This window comes from Rhodoferax sp., from assembly GCF_028715765.1.
GTDB lineage: Bacteria > Pseudomonadota > Gammaproteobacteria > Burkholderiales > Burkholderiaceae_C > Rhodoferax.
Window position 1 is genome coordinate 118,752 of sequence record NZ_JAQURE010000004.1, and the last position, 19,157, is coordinate 137,908.

A 19,157-nucleotide genomic window follows, 5' to 3' on the forward strand; every position below is an offset into this window, starting at 1 on the left:
ATGCTTTTGTTCTCCTCATTGTGAAGACCCCTTGCGAAAACTAAAGGGTAAATAGCGGGGGATTTACCCGCCAGATCACGACCAAGTTTAAAAACCTAAACTGGCTAACAAATCATCCACTTCAGACTGACCTTTCACCACATCCGGGTTGCCTTCGGGGTTGACAACCGGGCCTTGTAACACTGGCTCGGTGACTTGTTTGAGCTCTTCTATGGGGTGCGCAACAGGCTTGGTGGGTGTATCTGCAGGCGCGGTCACGATGAGTAATTGAACCAATTCTTCTTCAATGCGCGCGGCCAAGGTCACCACCTTGGAAATCACCTGTCCGGTGAGGTCATGAAAGTCTTGCGCCATCATGATGTCGGTGAGATTTTTGTCAATTTCCTTGCTGGCTTCGTCAACGTCAGTGATGAAGTTCATCACGTGCCCTTTGGCAACCGCTGCCACCGGGTCTTTCACAATCAAAGCGCCAATGCGCCGCGTTTCAGCCGCAATGTGGTCGTGGTGGGCTTTGGCCTGGTCGACGCTGTTGAGCACTTTTTCAGCCGCTTCACCTGTGAGTCTGGCAATGTAAGACAGGCGACTTTTGGCATCCGGGATTTCCCCTGCCCAGCCTTTGACTTTGTCAGTCAGCCCCAAGCCGTTCAGCGAGTCGTGCAACTGTCTGGTCAAGACGCCAATGCGTTGGTGCACATCTTGCGGCAGTTCGGCAGGCGTGCCAGCTGCTGTGCTCATTTCAGCCCCAGCTTGGTCAGGATCAAGTTCACCTTGTCTTCCAGTACGGCCTTGGTAAACGGTTTGACGATGTAGCCCGCTGCGCCGCTTTGCGCTGCCAGCACAATGTCTTCTTTGCGCGCTTCAGCGGTGACCATCAGTACCGGGATGTGTTTGAGTTTTTCATCTGCTTTCATTTCCTTGAGCAACTCAAAGCCATTTTTATTGGGCATGTTGATGTCGCTCACGACAAAGTCGAAGTTGCCGTTGCGCAGCTTGTGCAGTGCCACAACACCGTCTTCAGCTTCATCGGCCTCGGTAAAGCCGCTTTCTTTGAGCAGATTGCGCACGATACGACGCATGGTTGAGAAATCGTCTACAACCAAAAACTTGAGATCATTTGCCATGAAACAACCCTTTGAAATCACTATTGACGAAAGTCATGACGCGTTATCCGATCTATTGCTGGTAGGTTTGGCTGGCGCAGTTGGAAACTAATTTTGCACTGGCGCAGTGTTGGTTTCGGTGATCACTTCTGCTCGCCTGGGACCTAAAAGGCGTTCCTCGGCTTCGCGGGTCATCACTGTGATGCTGATTCTACGGTTTGTCGGGCTGCGCGGATTGTCTTCGTCAAGCAACACGCTTGAGGCCAGGCCCATCACGCGGGCAATTTTTTCGTCTGGCATGCCAGAGGCGACCAGTTCACGGCGGGAAGCGTTGGCACGGTCAGCTGAAAGCTCCCAGTTGCTGTAGCCGCGTGCACCTGCCCCATAAGGCGTTTGGTCGGTGTGGCCGTCCAGGCTGATTTTGTTGTCTACATCCACCAAAGCAATGCCAATCTCACGCAGGATGTCGCCCATGTAGGGTTTGACACTGGCACTGCCACTGTCAAACATGGGGCGTTTTTGATCGTCCACAATTTGAATTTGCAAACCATCTGGGGTCATTTTGAGTTGAATTTGCTTGCTGAATTCAGCCAGTTTTGGGGTGTTGGAAATGATGGCGCTGATTTTGGCGCTCAGTTCAGAGAGTTTTTGGGCGTCTTGAGCGGCACGTGCCGCCTTGGCTTGCTCGCCCGCATTTTTCTTGGTTTTGGCATCTGAGGCATTGCCACGTTTGGATTGGCCAGCACTTTGGGTCAGGTCGTTGCCCCCGCCGTTGACCACACTCTGGCTGGCACCCGCACCGCTGCCACCTTGCATGGCCACTTTGAGTGGTGACTGAAAGTAGTCAGACAAGCCTTTTTTGTCGCCCTCAGAGGTGCTGCCCAGCAGCCACATGAGCAAAAAGAACGCCATCATGGCGGTCACAAAGTCGGCGTAGGCAATTTTCCAGGCGCCACCGTGCGCAGCGTGGCCGCCTTTTTTGACCCGCTTGATGATGATGGGCTGGAGTTTTTTGGCGTCAGTAGCCATGGCGAGCTGTGTTTGAAACTTTATTTTTTCTTGACGAAAGCTTCAAGCTCGCCAAAGGTGGGGCGGTCGGTGGAGAACAGCACCTTGCGGCCAAATTCAATGGCGGTGGCAGGGTTGTAGCCTTGCATGCTGGCCAAGAGCGTGGTTTTGATGCACTGAAACTCTTTGCCTGCTTCTTCTACCTTTTGCTCAAGCAGACCCGCCAGCGGCTCAGCAAAAGCGTAGGCCAACAAAATGCCCAAGAATGTGCCCACCAGGGCAGATGCAATCATGCCCCCCAGCACCGCCGGGGGTTGACCCACGGAGCCCATGGTGTTCACCACACCCAGCACAGCCGCCACAATGCCAAACGCCGGCAAACCGCCTGCAATGCGCTGCAAAGCAGCCACGGCAGCATGTTCTTCGGCATGGTGGGTGTCAATTTCACTGTCCATTAAAGACTCAATTTCATGGGCATTCAAGTTGCCTGAGACCATCATGCGCAGGTAGTCGGTGATGAACTCCACCACATGGTGGTCGCTGCCCACAGCGCCATGTTTTTTGAAAATTTCAGAGGAATGAGGCTCTTCAACGTCTTTTTCGATGGCCATCAGGCCTTCTTTGCGGGCTTTTTGCAAAATGTCAAACAGCAAAGCCAGCAAGTCCATGTAACGTGCTTTGGTGTATTTGCTGCCTTTGAAACAAGTGCCTAAGCCCTTCATGCTGGCCTTGATCACTTTCATTTGGTTGTTGGCCACAAACGCACCCATGGTGGCGCCACCGATGGTGATCATCTCAAAGGGCAGCGCCTTGAGCACCACCATGATGTTGCCGCCGTGGAAGATGTACACGCCAAAGACGCACACCATCACAATCAACCAACCAACAATGACGAACATAGTTTGAGTGTGTAGGAAGAAGCCGTGGCTTCAAAAAAATGAGCGGCTCACCCCGTGTGAACCTGTACCTATCATATCGCCTCTTAGACAGGCCAATTTAAAATATTGATAAAAATGGCCTCTAGCGCTTATGAATAAAGCGTGACTAGCTATTTTAAATATAGCTTAATGCAGCAAGATGCCACCTGCCGTGGCACCCTTGCCGGCACGTGCCGGAGGGGTGCACAGGCCGCATTCGAAATGACGGGCATTTTCATAGGGTTCGGTGACGAAATGCCCGCCGCATTTGCTGCACTTGGTCATGGCCAGCATGTGGTTGTCTACAAACTTCACCAGTCGCCAGGCGCGGGTGATGGTCAGCAGGGGTTCCATGCCGCAGGTTGTGATTTGCTCGGTGTAAAGCTTGTAGGCTTTCATGATGGCGTCGATGTCTTCCAGTGCACTGACCTTGTTCAGGTACTCATAGGTGTTCAAAAACAGCGACGCATGAATATTGGGCTGCCAGGTCAAAAACCAGTCGGTGGAAAACGGCAGTTGGCCTTTGGAGGGCGATTTGCCGGCCACTTCTTTGTATAGCCGCAGCAGACGTTCATAAGACAAGCTGGTTTCGCTCTCAAGCACTTGCAAGCGGGCACCGAGCTGAATCAGCGCCACGGCGCGTTCAACTTGTTGAGAATCTTTCAATACACTTTTGGTAGACAAGGTGGCCATGGTGCGTGCTCCTGGGGCTGAATCAAAGGGCTTGGTCAAAACGGCCAGCCATCAAAATGCTGGCGTGCAAGCGGGTGGTGGCATCGTTGTCTACCTTGGTGGGGGTGTGGTTGGTCAACAGCCCCCACACCATGTCGTCATCCACCCGAAAACGGCACAGTAGCATGGGGCTAGAGGCGATTTTCAGAATTTGCGCGGGTGAGAGCATGGCAATCAGGTCGGCCGACTCCTCAGAAATGCCCAAGCGAAACAGCGCTTCTGCCTTGTCTTTGCGAATCACGTTTTGCGCCAGCATCAGGTAGGTGAGGTTGGCGTCGCGAATTTCTTGAGAGAGTTGGTCGTCGTTCATGATGGGCTCCAGGGTATTCAAAGATTTGGACGGTGTTTACGGCTTAATTGCCTTGTTCATCACCATGGCCTTGATTCTGGGCGGGTCACGCAGGAACTTGAATCGGTAAGTGGCTAATGCGGGTGTCAGGGAAGACGAATTTTGTGTAGGAAAAAATCTGACACAGAGCCTGGTTTTGTCCTCAATTGGTTGTTTATCCAAAGAGGGAAGAAGAATTGAGGTGATTAAATGGCGGTTTTTTACGGTTCATGCAGGGTGGCAGCACTTATCCTCTTGTCTCATGAATGGCAGTGTTTGTTTTGATTGTCAAACAGGGTGGTTTTCAGAAAGGCGCTCATGAAAGCAGTGATTTTGGCGGGTGGTTTAGGGACGCGTATCAGCGAAGAAACGCATTTGCGCCCCAAACCCATGATCGAAATTGGTGGCAAGCCTATCTTGTGGCACATTCTGAAGATGTATTCAGCCCATGGTGTCAATGACTTTGTGATCTGTTGTGGCTACAAGGGTTACATGATCAAAGAGTATTTCGCCAATTATTTTTTACACATGTCTGATGTGACCTTTGACATGGCCAACAACCAAATGCAGGTGCATTGCAAACATGCCGAGCCGTGGAAGGTGACTTTGGTTGATACAGGTGAAGACACCATGACTGGTGGTCGCCTCAAGCGGGTGGCCGAATATGTGCAGAGCGATGAAGCGTTTTGTTTTACCTATGGCGATGGTGTGTCTGATGTGAATATTGCCAAGACCATTGCATTTCACCGGCAACACGGTAAATTGGCCACAGTCACTGCTGTGCAACCGCCAGGGCGATATGGGGCTTTGCAGATGGCAGGTCAACAGGTGCGGGGTTTTACTGAAAAGCCGCGCGGAGATGGCGGCTTGATCAATGGTGGTTTTTTTGTGTTATCTCCCCAAGTGCTACCCCGTATCTTGGATGACAACACCCCCTGGGAGGCTGCGCCGCTGTCAGGGCTGGCTACAGATGGCGAACTCATGGCGTTTGAACATCATGGTTTTTGGCAGCCCATGGACACCTTGCGTGAAAAAACCATGCTGGAAGACCTTTGGCAGTCTGGTGCAGCACCCTGGAAGGTCTGGTGATGCCTATGAAGGGTGCTTTTTGGCATGGCAAGCGCGTATTGGTCACTGGCCACACAGGATTCAAAGGGGCTTGGCTGGCTTTGTGGTTGCAAAAGCTGGGTGCAGAGGTGATGGGTGTGGCGCTACCACCCAGCACCGAACCCAGCTTGTATGCGCTACTTTCCAAGCAGCCTTGGATCAACAGTCAGATGTGCGACATCAGAGATGCACAAACGTTGATCCAATGCGTTCAGGCGTTGCGTCCAGAAATTGTGTTTCATTTGGCTGCGCAAGCGCTGGTGCGTCCTAGCTATCAAAACCCCTTGGAAACCTTTTCCACCAATGTGATGGGCACTGCAAACGTGCTTGAAGCTGTCAAGGGCACGGATTCGGTGCGTGTGGTTGTTGCAGTGACCACCGACAAGGTTTATCAAAACCGGGAGTGGTACTACCCCTACCGGGAAGACGATGCACTGGGCGGACACGACCCTTACAGTGCCAGCAAAGCTGCTTGCGAGATTGTTATTGCCAGTTACCGTGCTTCATTTTTTGAAGCATCTGGTGTGGCATTGGCAAGCGCCAGAGCCGGTAATGTGATGGGTGGCGGTGACTGGTCGACCGACCGTTTGTTGCCCGATGCCGTTCGCGCCTGGCAAGCCAAACAACCCTTGGTCATTCGCAATCCGCTAGCCACACGCCCTTGGCAACATGTGCTGGAGCCCTTGGCTGGCTATTTGAGCTTGGCAGAAAAATTGTGGGTGCAACCTGATTTGGCTGGCGCTTACAACTTTGGACCTGCACCCAGCGAGGCAGCGACCGTCAAAAAAGTCATCGAATTGGCCTCTAGGCCTTATGAATACTGCGTAACTCGCTATGAAATATGTAATTCAAATCTTCATGAGGCAAATTGGTTGGCATTAGAAACAGCCAAATCCAATGCGACCCTTGGCATCCATCCACGTTGGTCACTCGCAGACTCGGTATTGAAAACCATGTCTTGGTATCGGGCGCAACATGAAGGCGCAGATGCACGCAAACTGTGCATGGCAGACATTGAGCAATTTGAGGCGCAGGCATGACTCGTTTTGAAATCCAAGAGCTGCCATTGGCTGGACTGAAGTTGATCAAACGCCAGCAGCTGGGTGATGCGCGAGGGCATTTTTCACGCTTGTTTTGTAGTCAAGAGTTGGCTCATGCGGGCTGGACTGTGCCGATTGCTCAGATCAATCACAGTGTGACAGCGAAGTGCGGCACAGTACGTGGCATGCACTTTCAAAAACCACCGCATACTGAAATCAAATTGGTGACTTGTTTGCGCGGTTCGGTGTGGGATGTGGCTGTGGATGTGCGAGCTGAGTCTGCCACATTTTTGCATTGGCATGCGCAGTGTTTAACTGCAGAAAATTTGTACTCCATGCTGATTCCAGAAGGATTTGCGCACGGTTTCCAAACCCTGTCTGATGACTGTGAATTGATCTATCTGCACTCTAAGCCCTACGTCACAGAGGCGGAGTCAGCATTGAATGCTTTTGATGGTTTGCTATGCATTGATTGGCCACTGAGCGTAACTGTCCGCTCCGAACGTGACACAGCCCACCCCTGGCTGGATGACGGCTTTAAAGGAGTCATTTTGTGAAATGTAGACATTGCAATGCGCCTTTGACGCATAAGTTTTTGGACTTGGGCTTTGCCCCCCCATCCAATGCTTATCTGAGTCGTTCTGAACTGACTGCGCCGGAAAAACATTACCCACTTGTCGTGATGGTTTGTGACCATTGTTGGTTGGTTCAAACCCAAGATTACGCTGCTGCATCAGAGCTGTTTGACAGTAAATATGCATATTTCTCCAGCACCTCATCAGGGTGGTTAGCACATGCAGCTCAATATGTGGAGTCAATCACTAAAAAACTGTCATTGGGTTCTAACAGCTTGGTCATTGAAGTCGCCTCAAATGATGGCTATTTGCTCAAAAACTTTATCGCTGCAAATATTCCCTGTCTTGGCATTGAACCCACTGACAGCACTGCCGATGCTGCTGAACGTATAGGAATACCTGTCATAAGGGAATTTTTTGGTGAACAGTTGGGGGATAAATTGGCGAGCAACGGTCAATCAGCAGACTTGGTCGTGGGAAACAATGTGTTGGCGCATGTTCCAGACATCAATGACTTTATAAGGGGGGTAAAAGCTGTTCTCAAACCCACTGGTACGGTCACGCTAGAGTTTCCGCACTTGATGCAACTGCTATTGCATAACCAATTTGACACCGTTTATCACGAACATTTTTCTTACCTGTCATTGGGAACAGTATCAAAAATCCTTGATGCTTCGGGTTTACGGGTTTTCGACGTAGAAGAGTTGTCAACCCATGGTGGTAGTTTGCGTGTCTATGCTTGTCATGCTGAAGATAGCCGTGCGCGGCAAATCAGTGTTGATGAAGTGTTGACAAAAGAGCTTGATAACGGGTTGCAATCACTACGCACTTATCAAGAATTCCAAGATAAGGCCAACAGAGTCAAAGATGATTTTTTATTGTTTTTGATTGAACAAAAACGTGCCGGGAAAACAGTAGCTGCATATGGCGCTGCAGCAAAAGGCAACACCTTATTGAATTACGCTGGTGTAAAGCCTGATTTGTTGCCCTTTGTTTGTGATGCTGCGCAATCAAAGCAAAACCAATTCATGCCGGGTAGCCATATTCCTATTTTGTCTCCCGAGGTGTTGGCAGCGAATCGACCTGATTTTTTAATCATTTTGCCTTGGAACATTGCGCAAGAGGTAAAAATGCAAAATTCAGAAATTGCCTTGCAAGGCACCCAGTTTGTGACGGCTGTACCCAGGCTCTGTGTTTCATGAACAGACGGGTTTTACTTACCGGTGCCAATGGCTTTGTGGGCAGGCAGGTGTTACGACAGCTGTTGCAGTTGGGTTGTGAAGTTAGGTTGCTGTTGCGCGCGGCCAATTCGGTCGGCAACCCGCAATACAGTCCTCAAGTCTCTTGTATTTACACCTCAGATGCATTTGCAGAAAGCGTTGATTGGTGGACAAAAGCTTGTGAAGGTGTGCATACGGTGCTTCATCTGGCGTGGTACGTCAACCCCGTTGACTACCTGTACTCTGGCAACAATTTGGATTGTTTGGTTGGAACTTTGAGGCTGGCTCAGGGGGCAACGCTGGCTGGTGTCAAGCGGCTGGTTGGGGTGGGTACATGTTTGGAGTATGACTTGAGCGATCCGCAAGTGGATTTGTCAGTTGATGTGCCGCTTAAGCCATTGACACCCTACGCAGGCGCGAAGGTGGCTGCATTTAATGCACTGGCAACATGGTGTGCATCTCAAAAAATCTCATTTGCATGGTGTCGTTTGTTTTACCTTTACGGAGAGGGTGAGGATTCACGCCGATTGTTACCTTATGTTCGGGCGCGGTTGACTGCAGGGCTTCGAGCTGAATTAACCACAGGTCAACAGATTCGCGATTATCTTGATGTGCGCCTTGCTGGCAATCTGCTAGCTTTAGTTGCGCTGGAAGACTGGCAAGGCCCAATCAATGTTTGCTCTGGTCAAGCGATTACTGTGCGGCAGTTGGTAGAAAATTTTGCCAAGCCATTCAATCGATCCGATTTATTGGCTTTTGGTGCGCGGGCTGACAGTATGGATGTTCCGCCGCGTGTGGTCGGAGTGCCAAACAAAGATTTGATGACGCGATTGGTTGACCTAGTGGAGCTTGAATCACCTTCCAAGGTTCGATTCGGTAAATTTGCAGATAAGGCCTAAAGTTTGGTGAACAACACCCGATAAATAAATCAACGGGCTGTAGAAAAGGTTCGTTGCCAGACCTGCAATGTGTGGGTCCGTCACCGGTGGATTCGCCGGCTTTTTCAGACTCTAGGAGAATTTATCATGTCCATGACCATCAACACCAATGTGCAATCGCTCAATGCCCAACGCAATGCAGGTGTGAGCCAGTCTTCTCTCAGCACATCTCTTCAACGTTTGTCATCTGGGCTGCGTGTCAACAGCGCAAAAGATGACGCAGCTGGTCTGGCCATTGCAGAGCGAATGAATTCCCAAGTGCGTGGCATGAATGTTGCAATTCGTAATGCCAATGACGGTATTTCATTGGCTCAAACAGCTGATGGTGGTTTGGCTTCCATGGCTGACATGATTCAACGCATGCGTGAATTGTCAGTGCAGGCAGTAAACACAACGAACACCTCCGGCGATATTGATGCGCTTAACCAAGAATACACTCAGTTGCGTGCAGAGCTTGGCCGTACGATCAGTGCAGTTCAGTTCAATGGCACCAATCTTTTTACATCGACTGGTAGTTTCGATTTCCAAGTGGGTGCAAACAGTGGTCAAACAATCTCAGTTGCCGCTTCTGCAATGAACGTGTCAACAGCTGCAAACGTAACGGCTATCGTTGCTGGTTCCGCCAGTGCCTTGACCACCTCTGCAAATTCCGCAAATGCTGCCAACATTGCCGATCTTGATAATGCCCTCAAAACTATCAATTCCACGCGTGCTACTTTAGGTGCTGTACAAAGTCGATTTGAGACCACCATCAGCTTTTTGCAAACATCCTCTGAAAATCAAGCTGCTGCACGAGGTCGTATCACAGATGCTGACTTCGCCGCAGAAACAGCCAATTTAAGTCGTGCTCAAATCTTGCAACAGGCTGGTACAGCCATGATCGCTCAAGCTAACCAGCTGCCGCAAGGTGTGTTGGCTCTGCTTCGGTAAATTTGCTGGCGATTAACCGTTCAAAGGCTCAGTCGATTGGCTGAGCCTTTTTTGCATTGCAATTCAAACAAGGCATGTTTTTAGGGATTTAGAAAGCTGCCGAAAGCGTTATAAACAGTTGGTTGTAAGTTATTTCGGCACTGGTATTGAGTAGGAGTTCATCATGGCGATTTCATCACCTGGCGTTGGCAGTGGTCTGGACGTGAAGTCCATCGTGACCCAATTGGTCAATTTGGAGAAACAGCCCATTGTTCAGCTGCAAACCAAGGGTTCAACGCTTCAAACCAAATTGTCGGCTTACGCATCCATCAAGTCATCACTGGCAACTTTGGATGATGCATCTACAGCCATGATGGACTCCACCACGTGGAATGCCCGCACGTTTTCTTCCAGCAACTCAACAGCCATCACGGGTTCCGCCACATCCACAGCGCTTGCGAGTTCATTTTCTGTGCAGGTCAATGCGCTGGCGCAGGTGCAGTCTTTGAAGTCTGGTGCAGTCACTTCGGGCGCAGCTCTGGGTTCAGGGGGGCGACTTGACATTCAGGTTGGTCAATGGAGCGGTACCACGTTTAACGGGGGCAGCAACTCGGTGCTTAGTGTGTCAGTGGCCAGTACCGACACACTTTCTGATATTGCTGGCAAGATCAATAACGCTGGCGCTGGTGTGTCTGCTGTTGTGGTGACTAGCGGTGGACAAGATCGTTTGCTGATCCGGGGTAACAGCACAGGCGACGCATCGGGTTTTCAGATCAAAACCTATGATGAGGCTTCTGCAGAAATTACAGATGGCACCACCGGTGTTGGTCAATTAGCTTATGCTTACAACGCAGCGGCCGCTGTACCAGCTTTTTACGGCATGACACAAACCCAGGCCGCACAAAATTCGTCTGTCAGCATTGACGGTATTGCTGTCTCATCGGCCACCAACACAGTCAGTGATGCCGTGCCTGGGGTCACGCTGAACTTGCAGACCACCACCACTACGGCTGCTCAGGTGACCGTGGGGTTAGATAAAGAACTTATTAAAACCAAGATTGAGACCTTTCGCACGGCCTACAACAGCATTCGCTCCAAATTGGCAGATGACTTGAAATACGACCCAGGCAGTAAAAAAGGTGGGCCTTTGCAAGGTGACAGCACCGCCATTGGTTTGCAAAACATGTTGCGTGATTTGGCGGCCTCTGCTGGCCCCAGTGGCAGCACGCTCGGGCGGTTGAGTGATCTGGGTTTAGAAATGCAACGCGATGGCACCTTAAGCACCAACACCACCAAGTTGGATGCTGCACTTCAAAACCCAAGCAATGTGCAAACATTTTTCACTTATTCGTCTGGCACAGCTTCCACGGATGGCATTGCGCGGAGGTTGCGTGACTTTGCCCGTGGCGCGAATGCCATTGATGGCAATGTCACTGGGCGCAACACTGCCTTGCAAGCAGCTATTACACGCAACACCAAAGACATAGACAACATGAATGCAAGAGTGCTTAGGACGGAGGCTCGTTTGTATGCTCAATACAGCCGATTGGATGCAAACATTGGCAGCATCAACAGCTTAGGCAATTTCGTCACACAGCAAATCGCCCAATGGAACAGGACGAGCGGATAACTTGGGCAGCGCTGCTGCAAGTCGGTGAATAAAGAACCAAAAGCCCCGTTTATCGGGGCTTAAGTTTTTTGGGGACGCTGAACAATTACCCCAACACCCGGATGAGATGACAACACCAAAGCATCACAGTACGCCGAGTGAGTTGTTTAACCCATCACACCGAATTTTGAAGGAGTGTCGCCATGTCAATGACCATCAATACCAACGTTATGTCGCTCAATGCGCAGCGCAATGCGTCAATCACACAAGGACAAATGTCTACCGCGATTCAACGCTTGTCCTCAGGCTTGCGTGTGAATAGCGCCAAGGATGATGCGGCTGGCTTGGCCATCGCAGAGCGCATGAACACGCAAGTGCGGGGCATGAACATGGCAATTCGTAATGCGAATGACGGTATTTCGTTAGCGCAGGTGGCAGAAGGGGGGTTGAGTTCTATGTCTGAGATGCTGCAGCGGATGCGAGAGCTGGCAGTGCAATCTGTTAACTCTACAAATCAGGCTGGTGACGTGAGTGCGTTGAATGAAGAGTACTCTCAACTACGTTCAGAGTTACAACGCACCTTGTCAGCCGTTCAATTCAATGGGACGTCGCTGTTTACGAACACTGCTAACTTTGACTTTCAGGTGGGCGCAAACAGCGGGCAAACCATCACAATTGTTGCCTCTTCAATGCAAATCAGCACAGCTGCCTCTGTGTTAAAAATAACCACAGGCGTTGCAAGTGGCTTGACTGGAGTCAATAGTGGTAATGCAGCGAATATTTCGGCAATTGATGATGCCTTGGCTACGCTTAACTCTACCCGTGCATCGTTGGGCGCTGTCCAAAGCCGCTTTGAAACAACCATTTCTTTCCTCAAGACGGCAGTTGAAAATCAGTCAGCTGCTCGGGGTCGTATCATGGATGCGGATTTTGCAGCTGAGACAGCAAGCTTGAGTCGCTCTCAAATTCTGCAGCAGGCTGGCACTGCCATGATTGCCCAAGCTAACCAATTACCACAAAATGTGTTGAAGCTGCTCCAATAAAGTGACTGGTTTTCTGACGGGCTTGTCGAAATTTTCTCGAGGAATTGATGTGTCATGAATTTAATAACGACAACCCCGGCAGATTTAGATTTCGCTTCATCAAAACAGCCTTATTACCTAATCACTTCTGGTCAAGGGGGCGCCTATGCTTGGTACAAAGCTCTGGCGTTTTGCAGTGCGCTCAACGCCAAAGGATTTGAGAGCTATCTTTCTTCTAATAAAACACATGGGCGCTTTTGGGCGCCTTTGCTTTTGCCTCATGTTCAAACGGCACACTATTTGGCAGGTAAAAAACCAGTGTTATTGCATTTGGGGTTAGACCCCAAAAATCCGCTTGATGTGGGCACGCAAATTCATTTCTGGTGGGGTGGTGTGCCCAAACAATCGCAAAGCGAAAAGTTATCGCTTTTAAAGCATCTGTATGTGCAGGGTGATTTGATTGATGGACCTTTTAAAAGGCTTCATCTGCCTTTGCCTGAATTGTCAAGATTCACTCGATCAAGTGACACCACACAGCAGGATAAATCGTTGCTTTACGTCAGCGAATACAGCGGCGTGATTGCGCAAGGTCTGCGCGATCTAGAGCGAATTGATGTTGATTTTGCAGACAAGTTTGACAAGCTTGTTGCCCAACTCCACAGTGCACGCGTGTTGTACCTTTACGAGTGGTCTGATTTGGCTGTATTGGCGCGTTGGGCTGGTTGCGCGGTGGTGTTGACGCCAAACGCGCAGTGTTTACCAGAGCGTTTTGCTTGGCTGGATGAATGGGGTGTAGAAGGGCTGGCTTGGGGTGATGCAGATGACCAAGTGGCTCAAGCACTGGCCACGGTTGCATTGTTCTCAAACACTTACTTGACCAAAGTAGCCAACTGTAGCCAAGAGCTTGAAGCGTTCATTGACGACACTCAAGTTGCCGCAGAGGCTGCTTCAATGACTACCGTGTGGCCGCAATCCAGTGTGGACATGTTGCCTGATGTGTTTAAAGAGAGTTCCGAGCTGGCTGCGCGTGCAGATCGTCTTAAATGGGCTCGTATTCATCGTCAATATGCCAAATGGGGAGAGCGCAGTTCATTGCGTGAAATCGATGCGCAAATTTATGCTGAGTATTTGGTGTCTGGTCACCTGCCTGCTTTGTCGTTGGTCATTGACCATCGGTCAACCCCATTGAATGATTTAGCTGACACCTTAGACAGCGCGTCTGCAGCTTTGGGTCAACCCGAGAGGGTGTTTGTGGTGGCTGACCAAGCTGCGCCAGATGGGTTTGAGTCAACCGACACTTTGGTGTGGTTGGATGTACGTGGATTAGATTTAACGCTTGCGCTAGAAAGCCGGGTTAACAATCCACTGACCTTGCTGGTGCGTGCAGGCACCACATTGGCACCACATGCGTTGATGGAATGGCGTTTGGCTGCACAGGCAAATCCTCTGGCACAAATCATCTATGCAGATGACGATGTTCGTGGAGCCGACAGCCAAGGTCAATACCCCGATTTCAAACCTCGTTTGAACGTAGAACTGCTTCGGTGCACCAATTACTTGGGCACTGCAGTAGCGGTGCGATCATCCACTTGGCTGGGTATGGGGTGCCCCTTGTTTGATGGGCAACTGTATCGGAAGGCGTTACAACTTCTTTCAGAAACCGGGCGCGCCGCCTTTGCACACGTGGATTTGGTTTTGTCACATGGCACAGGCGAACTTTCTGCCGCAATCGAAAATTCCGAATTTGAGGCAGCGCGAGATGCATTGGCTCTTATCAACCCCGGCGCTAAGCTGGTACCGTTAGAACGCTTAGGCACTTGGCTGCCCAGCTATGAAAACACTGCCCCATCTTCAGTAACATTGGTCGTGTCCACAGGCACGCAAACAGGTTACTTAAGCAGCCTGCTTTCAAGTGTGTTGCGGTACAAAGCCCCAAACTTGCGCGAGGTGATACTGGTTTGCACATCTGCGCAGCAATCAGAAGTGGAGGGGGCAGTGAGCAGCTTTGCTCTACCTGCCATGAAGATCGTCATACTTGATCAAACACCTTACAACCATTCTGCAGCTTTGAACGCGGGTATTGCCCAAGTCAGTTGCGACGTGGTGTTGGTTGCTGATGACGACACCGAGGTGCTTCATGAAAAATGGCTAGAGCCAATGTTGGGTGTACTGGCTCAATCTGACGTAGGTTGTGTCGCCCCCAGGCTGGTGGCATCCGGTGCAGCAGATCCCAAAGTTGTTGGTGGCCCAATGATCTTGGGTGTGAATGGCATTGCAGCCAGTTATGTGGGTGAATCACAGGGTTTGGGTGAGGCTGGTGTGTATTCAAGGCTTCAGTTAACGCAAGACGTAAGTGCTGTGGCGGGTCATTTCTTTTTGACTAAACGCACCGACTGGCAAACCCTGGGTGGATTTGATGAGATCACATTCAACCTTTTTCATGCGGTGCTGGATTACTCTTTGCGTCTTTGTGCTTTGGGTAAGCGGCATGTGTGGACACCTTTGACAAATGTGATGCATCAAGGTGGCAAGACCATTGAGCAACAACGCCGAGACATCTCGCGCAAGATTGTGTTGGCCAACCAAGAAGTGAATGAACGCCAGGCGCTGCATGCACGTTGGGCAAAGGCACTGGCCAACGACCCATGCTACAACCGTCATTTGTCACTTTTGACACCCTTTGATGTTGAGTCAGACATTGTGGTGGACTGGCAACCACAGCGACACGACAGACCACGCGTTTTGGCACTGCCCATTCACAGCGGTGCAGGGCAGTACCGGGTGGTGGAGCCACTGAATGCCTTGCAAGATGCTGGTTTGGCGCAAACCAGTGTGGTCTTGCCAGGGGGTAATGGTCAGTTTCGCTTGATGCAGCCCCTTGAGCTGGTACGCGCTGCGCCAGACAGGTTGATCTTGCAACATTCGGTTGATGATGGACAGTTGTCTTTGATTGACGGGTTCAAGAATGCAGCACCAGACATCAAAATCATTCAAACGGTAGATGATTTGATTGGTGAAGTTCCTGAAAAGCATCCTAACCGTCAGTACCAAATTCGTGAGGGTCACTCCCGCATCATGCAAGCGTTGACCAAGTCAGACCGATTGATCGTGACTACGCAACCCTTGGCCGACCACTATCGAAAATACGTTGCCGAAGTGCACATCGTGCCCAACACTCTTGGTCAGCAGTGGATGGGATTGCGTAATCCACCCAAACCTCGACCTCGTTTACGGGTGGGGTGGGTAGGAGCCGGGCAACACCAAGGCGATTTGGAGTTGGTTAACGCCGTGGTGAGGGAATTGGCTTCTGAGGTGGACTGGGTGTTTATGGGTATGTGTACCGAAGAGATGAAGCCATTGCTTAAAGAGTTTCATGGGTTTGTGAGCATTGGTGACTATCCGAAAAAAATGTCTGAGCTTGATTTGGACATTGCCATAGCGCCGATTGAAGGTAATTTTTTCAATCAGTGCAAAAGCAATTTACGGCTGTTGGAGTATGGTGCCATGGGCTGGCCTGTGGTGTGCTCAGACGTCTATCCCTACCAGTCAGATAACCCACCTGTGGTGCGTGTGAAAAATGACCCTGACGCGTGGGTTGCGGCAATTCGCTCACTGTATGACAACAAATTGCGTCATGCTAAAGCCGAGGCACTTCATCAGTGGGTCATGTCAAAGTATCTGCTTGAAGTTAAGGTAAAAAATTGGTACAAATCAATCTTTCAATAAATCATGAAGATCAAATTTATAGTCCCATCAAAATTGCCACAAGATGTTTTTTTTGAACAATCTGCTTTGGCTAAGTCTTTGAAACCATACCTATCTAATAATGTAGAGTTGTACTATTACCCCAATGGAAATCCTAGTTTGCCATTGGTATTTAATCATGGTATTGAAAATTTAAAATCATCTAATGATGATGTATATATATTTTGCCATGATGATATATATATTCTTGACTTTTATTGGATGGATCAAATTGTAAATGGATTAAATAAATATGATATCGTAGGATTAGCTGGTAATACTGTCCGTTTACCTAAACAGCCATCATGGTTATTTAATGATTCAACTTTAACTAATTATAATTCACACACTTTAAGTGGTATTGTGGCTCATGGATCAACTTTACCACCACAAAGTCTTAGTGTTTTTGGTGCACCAGATCAGCAAGTTGAGTTGCTAGATGGGTTATTTTTGGCAATGAAATATAAAACGATTATTGATAATGGTTTGAAATTTGATCAGCAATTTGATTATGATTTCTATGATTTGGATTTTTGTCGTTTGGCTCGATCAAAAAATCTTAAGCTTGGAACGATACCTCTCTCTGTAATGCATGAAAGTAGTGGCAACTACAATACTCAACGCTGGAAAGATAACTATGCACGTTATTTGTCTAAATGGATTAGTTGAAGTTAATTTAAAATATCAAAAGGATGCAGCATGATTTTTAATCAAAATAAATCTACCATGTCTGAGTTTGAAAATCCACTTCTTGGATATTTTATGTCTAATGGTGGCCGAGGCATGCATAAGTGGGTTGATTATTTCGACGTCTATCATCGTGCTTTTGATAGATACCGTGGCAAACCCATTACATTCTTAGAAATTGGTGTGCAAAATGGTGGTGACATGCACATGTGGAGGCGTTACTTTGGAGATCAGGCAAAGATCATTGGTATTGACATTGATCCCAATTGCAAAAATCTTGAAAAGGACGGGTTTGAAATTTGGATTGGTGACCAAGCAGATCCAGCCTTCTGGGAGGAGTTCAGTCAAAAAAATCCTTTATTAGATATTGTGCTTGATGATGGTGGGCACACCATGACACAGCAGATCAACTCACTGGTTGCTTTGTTTCCAACTTTAACCAATGGTGGTACCTATCTTTGTGAAGATACACACACGAGTTATTTTCCTGCCCACGGTGGTGGGCTGAATTCAGGCATTACTTTTCTCGATGCCATCAAAAGCATGGTGGATGAAATGCATGCTTGGTACCATGCCCCATTAGGCAGTATAGAGGAGTCTTATATTGCCAACCATTTGTATTCAATTGGTGTGTTTGATAGCATTGTGGTGCTTGAAAAGCGGAAAAAAAATGCACCATTGTTGCTGGCACGCGGCCAAGACGGACACATCAAAAATCCACCTGCTATGTCGCATATCGACATGCGCCGTGCCTTTGGTGTCCCCGATTGATAAATTGATGAATCAATGCATGACGCTGACTTGTTCAGCGTTTTTTTTGCTCAGTTAATTTCGATTCACTCTTCAAACAGCTTTTGATGCTTAAGTTCCACCCTCAAAGGCCGATAAATAAATCATCAGAACGAAACAAAAGATGGTGAACAACATGACCTCAACCTTTTCCAAAGCAGCTTCTGCCTACCGTAACGTTGGTCTTGAATCCAGGGTTTCATCCAGCTCTGGGCATGAGTTGGTGACTTTGTTGTTTGAAGGTTTTTTAGAGCGTCTTCAGTTGGCCAAGTTGGCCATTGAAGTGGGCGATGTCAGTGCCAAGGTTCGGCATTTTGGCAAAGCCATTGAAATTTTGTCTGAAGGCTTACGAACCCACCTTGACCTCAAAGCCGGTGGCGAACTGGCACAGAACCTGGATGCTTTGTATCACTATTGCTCTATGCGGTTGCTCGAGGCCAATATCAAGAATGATGTGGCCCTGTTGCTTGAAGTGCATGGCTTGATTCAGCCCGTGGCTGAAGCTTGGAAACAAAACTGGGTGAGGAACGCCAATCAAAACTCGATAGAACCCACTGTAGTGACCAGTCGCTCGGGGTCTATGCAACAGCACTTCAAAGCTTTTTCAAGTTTGGCTGCCTACGGCAACCCATCATTTGCAGGAGTATAAAAATGTCACACATTCTTATCGACTATTACAAAGCCATCGAAAACAGCAGCGCTCAAATGCTTGACGCTGCCAAGTCTGAAGATTGGGACAAGGTGATGCGTTTTGAAGGGGCTTGCGCGGTGCTGATTGAACAATTGCGCGACCGTGCAGTGCAAGAGCAACTGCAGCCAGAGCACCGGGCTGAAAAAACCCGCATCATGCAGCGCATTTTGAACAACGATGCGCAGATTCGCTACTTGGCCGAGCCTTGGCTGGCTCACTTTGAGCAAAACCAGACAGAGTCACACCACTACTTGCATTAGTAGTGCGGAGGTAATTCATCCCGTAAATTGCGTTGTGGCATCCCCCCTTCTTCAGGGGTTTGCTGGCGTAAAAAATGCACTTCGCGCGTCAGCCGGTCGATTTGATCTTGCTGTTGGGTGACGATCTGGTCGAGCTTGTCAAGCAAGTCTTCGGTAAAGCTGGCCTTGATCTCCAACTCGGTCAGGCGTGTTTCAGTTTGATCGGTCATAAATTTCATTGGGTTTTGGTGCAACCCACTACGATGGTGCGTCCGGTAAGCACGTCGATGCTGTTGATTTGTTGCACATAGGGTTCATTGTGCTGGTCGATGGTCTGGTATTTGGATTTTTCCTTGCGTGTGGTGAGCTGGGCAAAGAAACGAATCGGGAGGTAAAACCAGATCAGCCAGAACAGTGATGTTCCTTGTTTTTTGTCTATGCTGAGGTGGAGGTCATCAAACCTGGCATCCAGCAACGAATGCGCCAGGTAAAAGCAAGACAC

At 49.2% G+C, this 19,157-nt stretch carries 20 protein-coding genes and 1 pseudogene; 13 read left to right on the forward strand and 8 right to left on the reverse strand.

Annotation, left to right across the window (positions count from 1 at the left end):
• Positions 1-87: 87 nt before the first annotated feature.
• The 6 genes from PHT20_RS02860 to flhD form a co-directional block, all read right to left on the reverse strand.
• Complete coding sequence (locus PHT20_RS02860) at positions 88-735, reverse strand: protein phosphatase CheZ (RefSeq protein WP_301019341.1); 648 nt, start codon at positions 733-735, stop codon at positions 88-90.
• Positions 732-1,121, reverse strand: coding sequence for a chemotaxis response regulator CheY (gene cheY / locus PHT20_RS02865; RefSeq protein ID WP_301019342.1), 390 nt, complete (start codon positions 1,119-1,121; stop codon positions 732-734). Before cheY ends, PHT20_RS02860 begins: the two co-directional genes overlap by 4 nt.
• An 87-nt stretch (positions 1,122-1,208) precedes the next feature.
• Positions 1,209-2,129, reverse strand: coding sequence for a flagellar motor protein MotB (motB, locus tag PHT20_RS02870; protein ID WP_301019343.1), 921 nt, complete (start codon positions 2,127-2,129; stop codon positions 1,209-1,211).
• 20 nt (positions 2,130-2,149) lie between these two features.
• On the reverse strand, positions 2,150-3,007 hold the full coding sequence (gene motA, locus PHT20_RS02875) for a flagellar motor stator protein MotA (RefSeq protein WP_300086079.1): 858 nt from the start codon (positions 3,005-3,007) through the stop codon (positions 2,150-2,152).
• Positions 3,008-3,172: 165 nt separating this feature from the next.
• Entirely contained in the window at positions 3,173-3,718 is a 546-nt protein-coding gene (flhC, locus tag PHT20_RS02880) for a flagellar transcriptional regulator FlhC (protein ID WP_300086082.1), read from the reverse strand.
• 22 nt (positions 3,719-3,740) lie between these two features.
• Positions 3,741-4,067, reverse strand: a complete 327-nt coding sequence (gene flhD, locus PHT20_RS02885; protein WP_300086085.1) for a flagellar transcriptional regulator FlhD — start codon at positions 4,065-4,067, stop codon at positions 3,741-3,743.
• A gap of 336 nt (positions 4,068-4,403) precedes the next feature.
• Here flhD and rfbF point away from each other — a divergent pair, with 336 nt between their 5' ends.
• The 13 genes from rfbF (at position 4,404) to PHT20_RS02950 (ending at position 18,676) form a co-directional block, all read left to right on the forward strand.
• A complete protein-coding gene (gene rfbF, locus PHT20_RS02890) occupies positions 4,404-5,174 on the forward strand; it encodes a glucose-1-phosphate cytidylyltransferase (RefSeq protein WP_300086087.1) in 771 nt (256 codons plus the stop codon).
• A gap of 5 nt (positions 5,175-5,179) precedes the next feature.
• On the forward strand, positions 5,180-6,232 hold the full coding sequence (gene rfbG, locus PHT20_RS02895) for a CDP-glucose 4,6-dehydratase (RefSeq protein WP_366520880.1): 1,053 nt from the start codon (positions 5,180-5,182) through the stop codon (positions 6,230-6,232).
• Positions 6,229-6,789 carry a dTDP-4-dehydrorhamnose 3,5-epimerase family protein gene (locus PHT20_RS02900; protein WP_301019344.1) on the forward strand — a complete coding sequence of 187 codons (561 nt, stop codon included), beginning with the start codon at positions 6,229-6,231 and terminating at the stop codon, positions 6,787-6,789. The genes rfbG and PHT20_RS02900 overlap by 4 nt, the downstream gene beginning before the upstream one ends.
• Positions 6,786-8,009, forward strand: a complete 1,224-nt coding sequence (locus PHT20_RS02905) for a class I SAM-dependent methyltransferase (protein ID WP_300086093.1) — start codon at positions 6,786-6,788, stop codon at positions 8,007-8,009. The genes PHT20_RS02900 and PHT20_RS02905 overlap by 4 nt, the downstream gene beginning before the upstream one ends.
• Positions 8,006-8,926: an NAD-dependent epimerase/dehydratase family protein gene (locus PHT20_RS02910; protein ID WP_301019345.1), complete on the forward strand. Its 921-nt coding sequence runs from the start codon at positions 8,006-8,008 to the stop codon at positions 8,924-8,926. Before PHT20_RS02905 ends, PHT20_RS02910 begins: the two co-directional genes overlap by 4 nt.
• A 126-nt stretch (positions 8,927-9,052) precedes the next feature.
• Positions 9,053-9,895, forward strand: a complete 843-nt coding sequence (locus tag PHT20_RS02915; protein ID WP_301019346.1) for a flagellin — start codon at positions 9,053-9,055, stop codon at positions 9,893-9,895.
• 163 nt (positions 9,896-10,058) lie between these two features.
• Complete coding sequence (gene fliD / locus PHT20_RS02920) at positions 10,059-11,504, forward strand: flagellar filament capping protein FliD (RefSeq protein WP_301019347.1); 1,446 nt, start codon at positions 10,059-10,061, stop codon at positions 11,502-11,504.
• A gap of 182 nt (positions 11,505-11,686) precedes the next feature.
• Positions 11,687-12,526 (forward strand): flagellin, encoded by an 840-nt coding sequence (locus PHT20_RS02925; protein WP_301019348.1) that lies wholly within the window; start codon positions 11,687-11,689, stop codon positions 12,524-12,526.
• 528 nt (positions 12,527-13,054) lie between these two features.
• Complete coding sequence (locus PHT20_RS02930; protein ID WP_301019349.1) at positions 13,055-16,231, forward strand: glycosyltransferase; 3,177 nt, start codon at positions 13,055-13,057, stop codon at positions 16,229-16,231.
• A 3-nt stretch (positions 16,232-16,234) separates the two neighbouring features.
• The gene (locus PHT20_RS02935; protein ID WP_301019350.1) at positions 16,235-16,918 is read left to right on the forward strand and encodes a glycosyltransferase; all 684 of its coding nucleotides are present in this window, start codon (positions 16,235-16,237) and stop codon (positions 16,916-16,918) included.
• Between the two features lie 30 nt (positions 16,919-16,948).
• Positions 16,949-17,707 (forward strand): class I SAM-dependent methyltransferase, encoded by a 759-nt coding sequence (locus PHT20_RS02940; RefSeq protein WP_301019351.1) that lies wholly within the window; start codon positions 16,949-16,951, stop codon positions 17,705-17,707.
• Positions 17,708-17,861: 154 nt separating this feature from the next.
• Positions 17,862-18,374: a flagellar export chaperone FliS gene (fliS, locus tag PHT20_RS02945; RefSeq protein ID WP_301019352.1), complete on the forward strand. Its 513-nt coding sequence runs from the start codon at positions 17,862-17,864 to the stop codon at positions 18,372-18,374.
• Between the two features lie 2 nt (positions 18,375-18,376).
• Complete coding sequence (locus tag PHT20_RS02950; protein WP_300086850.1) at positions 18,377-18,676, forward strand: flagellar protein FliT; 300 nt, start codon at positions 18,377-18,379, stop codon at positions 18,674-18,676.
• Here PHT20_RS02950 and PHT20_RS02955 read toward each other — a convergent pair.
• Entirely contained in the window at positions 18,673-18,885 is a 213-nt protein-coding gene (locus PHT20_RS02955) for a SlyX family protein (protein WP_301019353.1), read from the reverse strand. The two genes, PHT20_RS02950 and PHT20_RS02955, sit on opposite strands and share 4 nt — an antisense overlap.
• 5 nt (positions 18,886-18,890) lie before the next feature.
• Positions 18,891-19,157, reverse strand: a pseudogene (locus tag PHT20_RS02960) (class I SAM-dependent methyltransferase); the annotation flags it as partial.

Excerpts from the sequence above, each read along its gene's own strand:
- PHT20_RS02860 (WP_301019341.1), bottom strand. The coding sequence starts at position 735 with ATGAGCACAGCAGCTGGCACGCCTGCCGAACTGCCGCAAGATGTGCAC.
- cheY (WP_301019342.1), bottom strand. The coding sequence starts at position 1,121 with ATGGCAAATGATCTCAAGTTTTTGGTTGTAGACGATTTCTCAACCATG.
- motB (WP_301019343.1), bottom strand. The coding sequence starts at position 2,129 with ATGGCTACTGACGCCAAAAAACTCCAGCCCATCATCATCAAGCGGGTC.
- motA (WP_300086079.1), bottom strand. The coding sequence starts at position 3,007 with ATGTTCGTCATTGTTGGTTGGTTGATTGTGATGGTGTGCGTCTTTGGC.
- flhC (WP_300086082.1), bottom strand. The coding sequence starts at position 3,718 with ATGGCCACCTTGTCTACCAAAAGTGTATTGAAAGATTCTCAACAAGTT.
- flhD (WP_300086085.1), bottom strand. The coding sequence starts at position 4,067 with ATGAACGACGACCAACTCTCTCAAGAAATTCGCGACGCCAACCTCACC.
- rfbF (WP_300086087.1), top strand. The coding sequence starts at position 4,404 with ATGAAAGCAGTGATTTTGGCGGGTGGTTTAGGGACGCGTATCAGCGAA.
- rfbG (WP_366520880.1), top strand. The coding sequence starts at position 5,180 with ATGAAGGGTGCTTTTTGGCATGGCAAGCGCGTATTGGTCACTGGCCAC.
- PHT20_RS02900 (WP_301019344.1), top strand. The coding sequence starts at position 6,229 with ATGACTCGTTTTGAAATCCAAGAGCTGCCATTGGCTGGACTGAAGTTG.
- PHT20_RS02910 (WP_301019345.1), top strand. The coding sequence starts at position 8,006 with ATGAACAGACGGGTTTTACTTACCGGTGCCAATGGCTTTGTGGGCAGG.
- PHT20_RS02915 (WP_301019346.1), top strand. The coding sequence starts at position 9,053 with ATGTCCATGACCATCAACACCAATGTGCAATCGCTCAATGCCCAACGC.
- fliD (WP_301019347.1), top strand. The coding sequence starts at position 10,059 with ATGGCGATTTCATCACCTGGCGTTGGCAGTGGTCTGGACGTGAAGTCC.
- PHT20_RS02925 (WP_301019348.1), top strand. The coding sequence starts at position 11,687 with ATGTCAATGACCATCAATACCAACGTTATGTCGCTCAATGCGCAGCGC.
- PHT20_RS02935 (WP_301019350.1), top strand. The coding sequence starts at position 16,235 with ATGAAGATCAAATTTATAGTCCCATCAAAATTGCCACAAGATGTTTTT.
- PHT20_RS02940 (WP_301019351.1), top strand. The coding sequence starts at position 16,949 with ATGATTTTTAATCAAAATAAATCTACCATGTCTGAGTTTGAAAATCCA.
- fliS (WP_301019352.1), top strand. The coding sequence starts at position 17,862 with ATGACCTCAACCTTTTCCAAAGCAGCTTCTGCCTACCGTAACGTTGGT.
- PHT20_RS02950 (WP_300086850.1), top strand. The coding sequence starts at position 18,377 with ATGTCACACATTCTTATCGACTATTACAAAGCCATCGAAAACAGCAGC.
- PHT20_RS02955 (WP_301019353.1), bottom strand. The coding sequence starts at position 18,885 with ATGACCGATCAAACTGAAACACGCCTGACCGAGTTGGAGATCAAGGCC.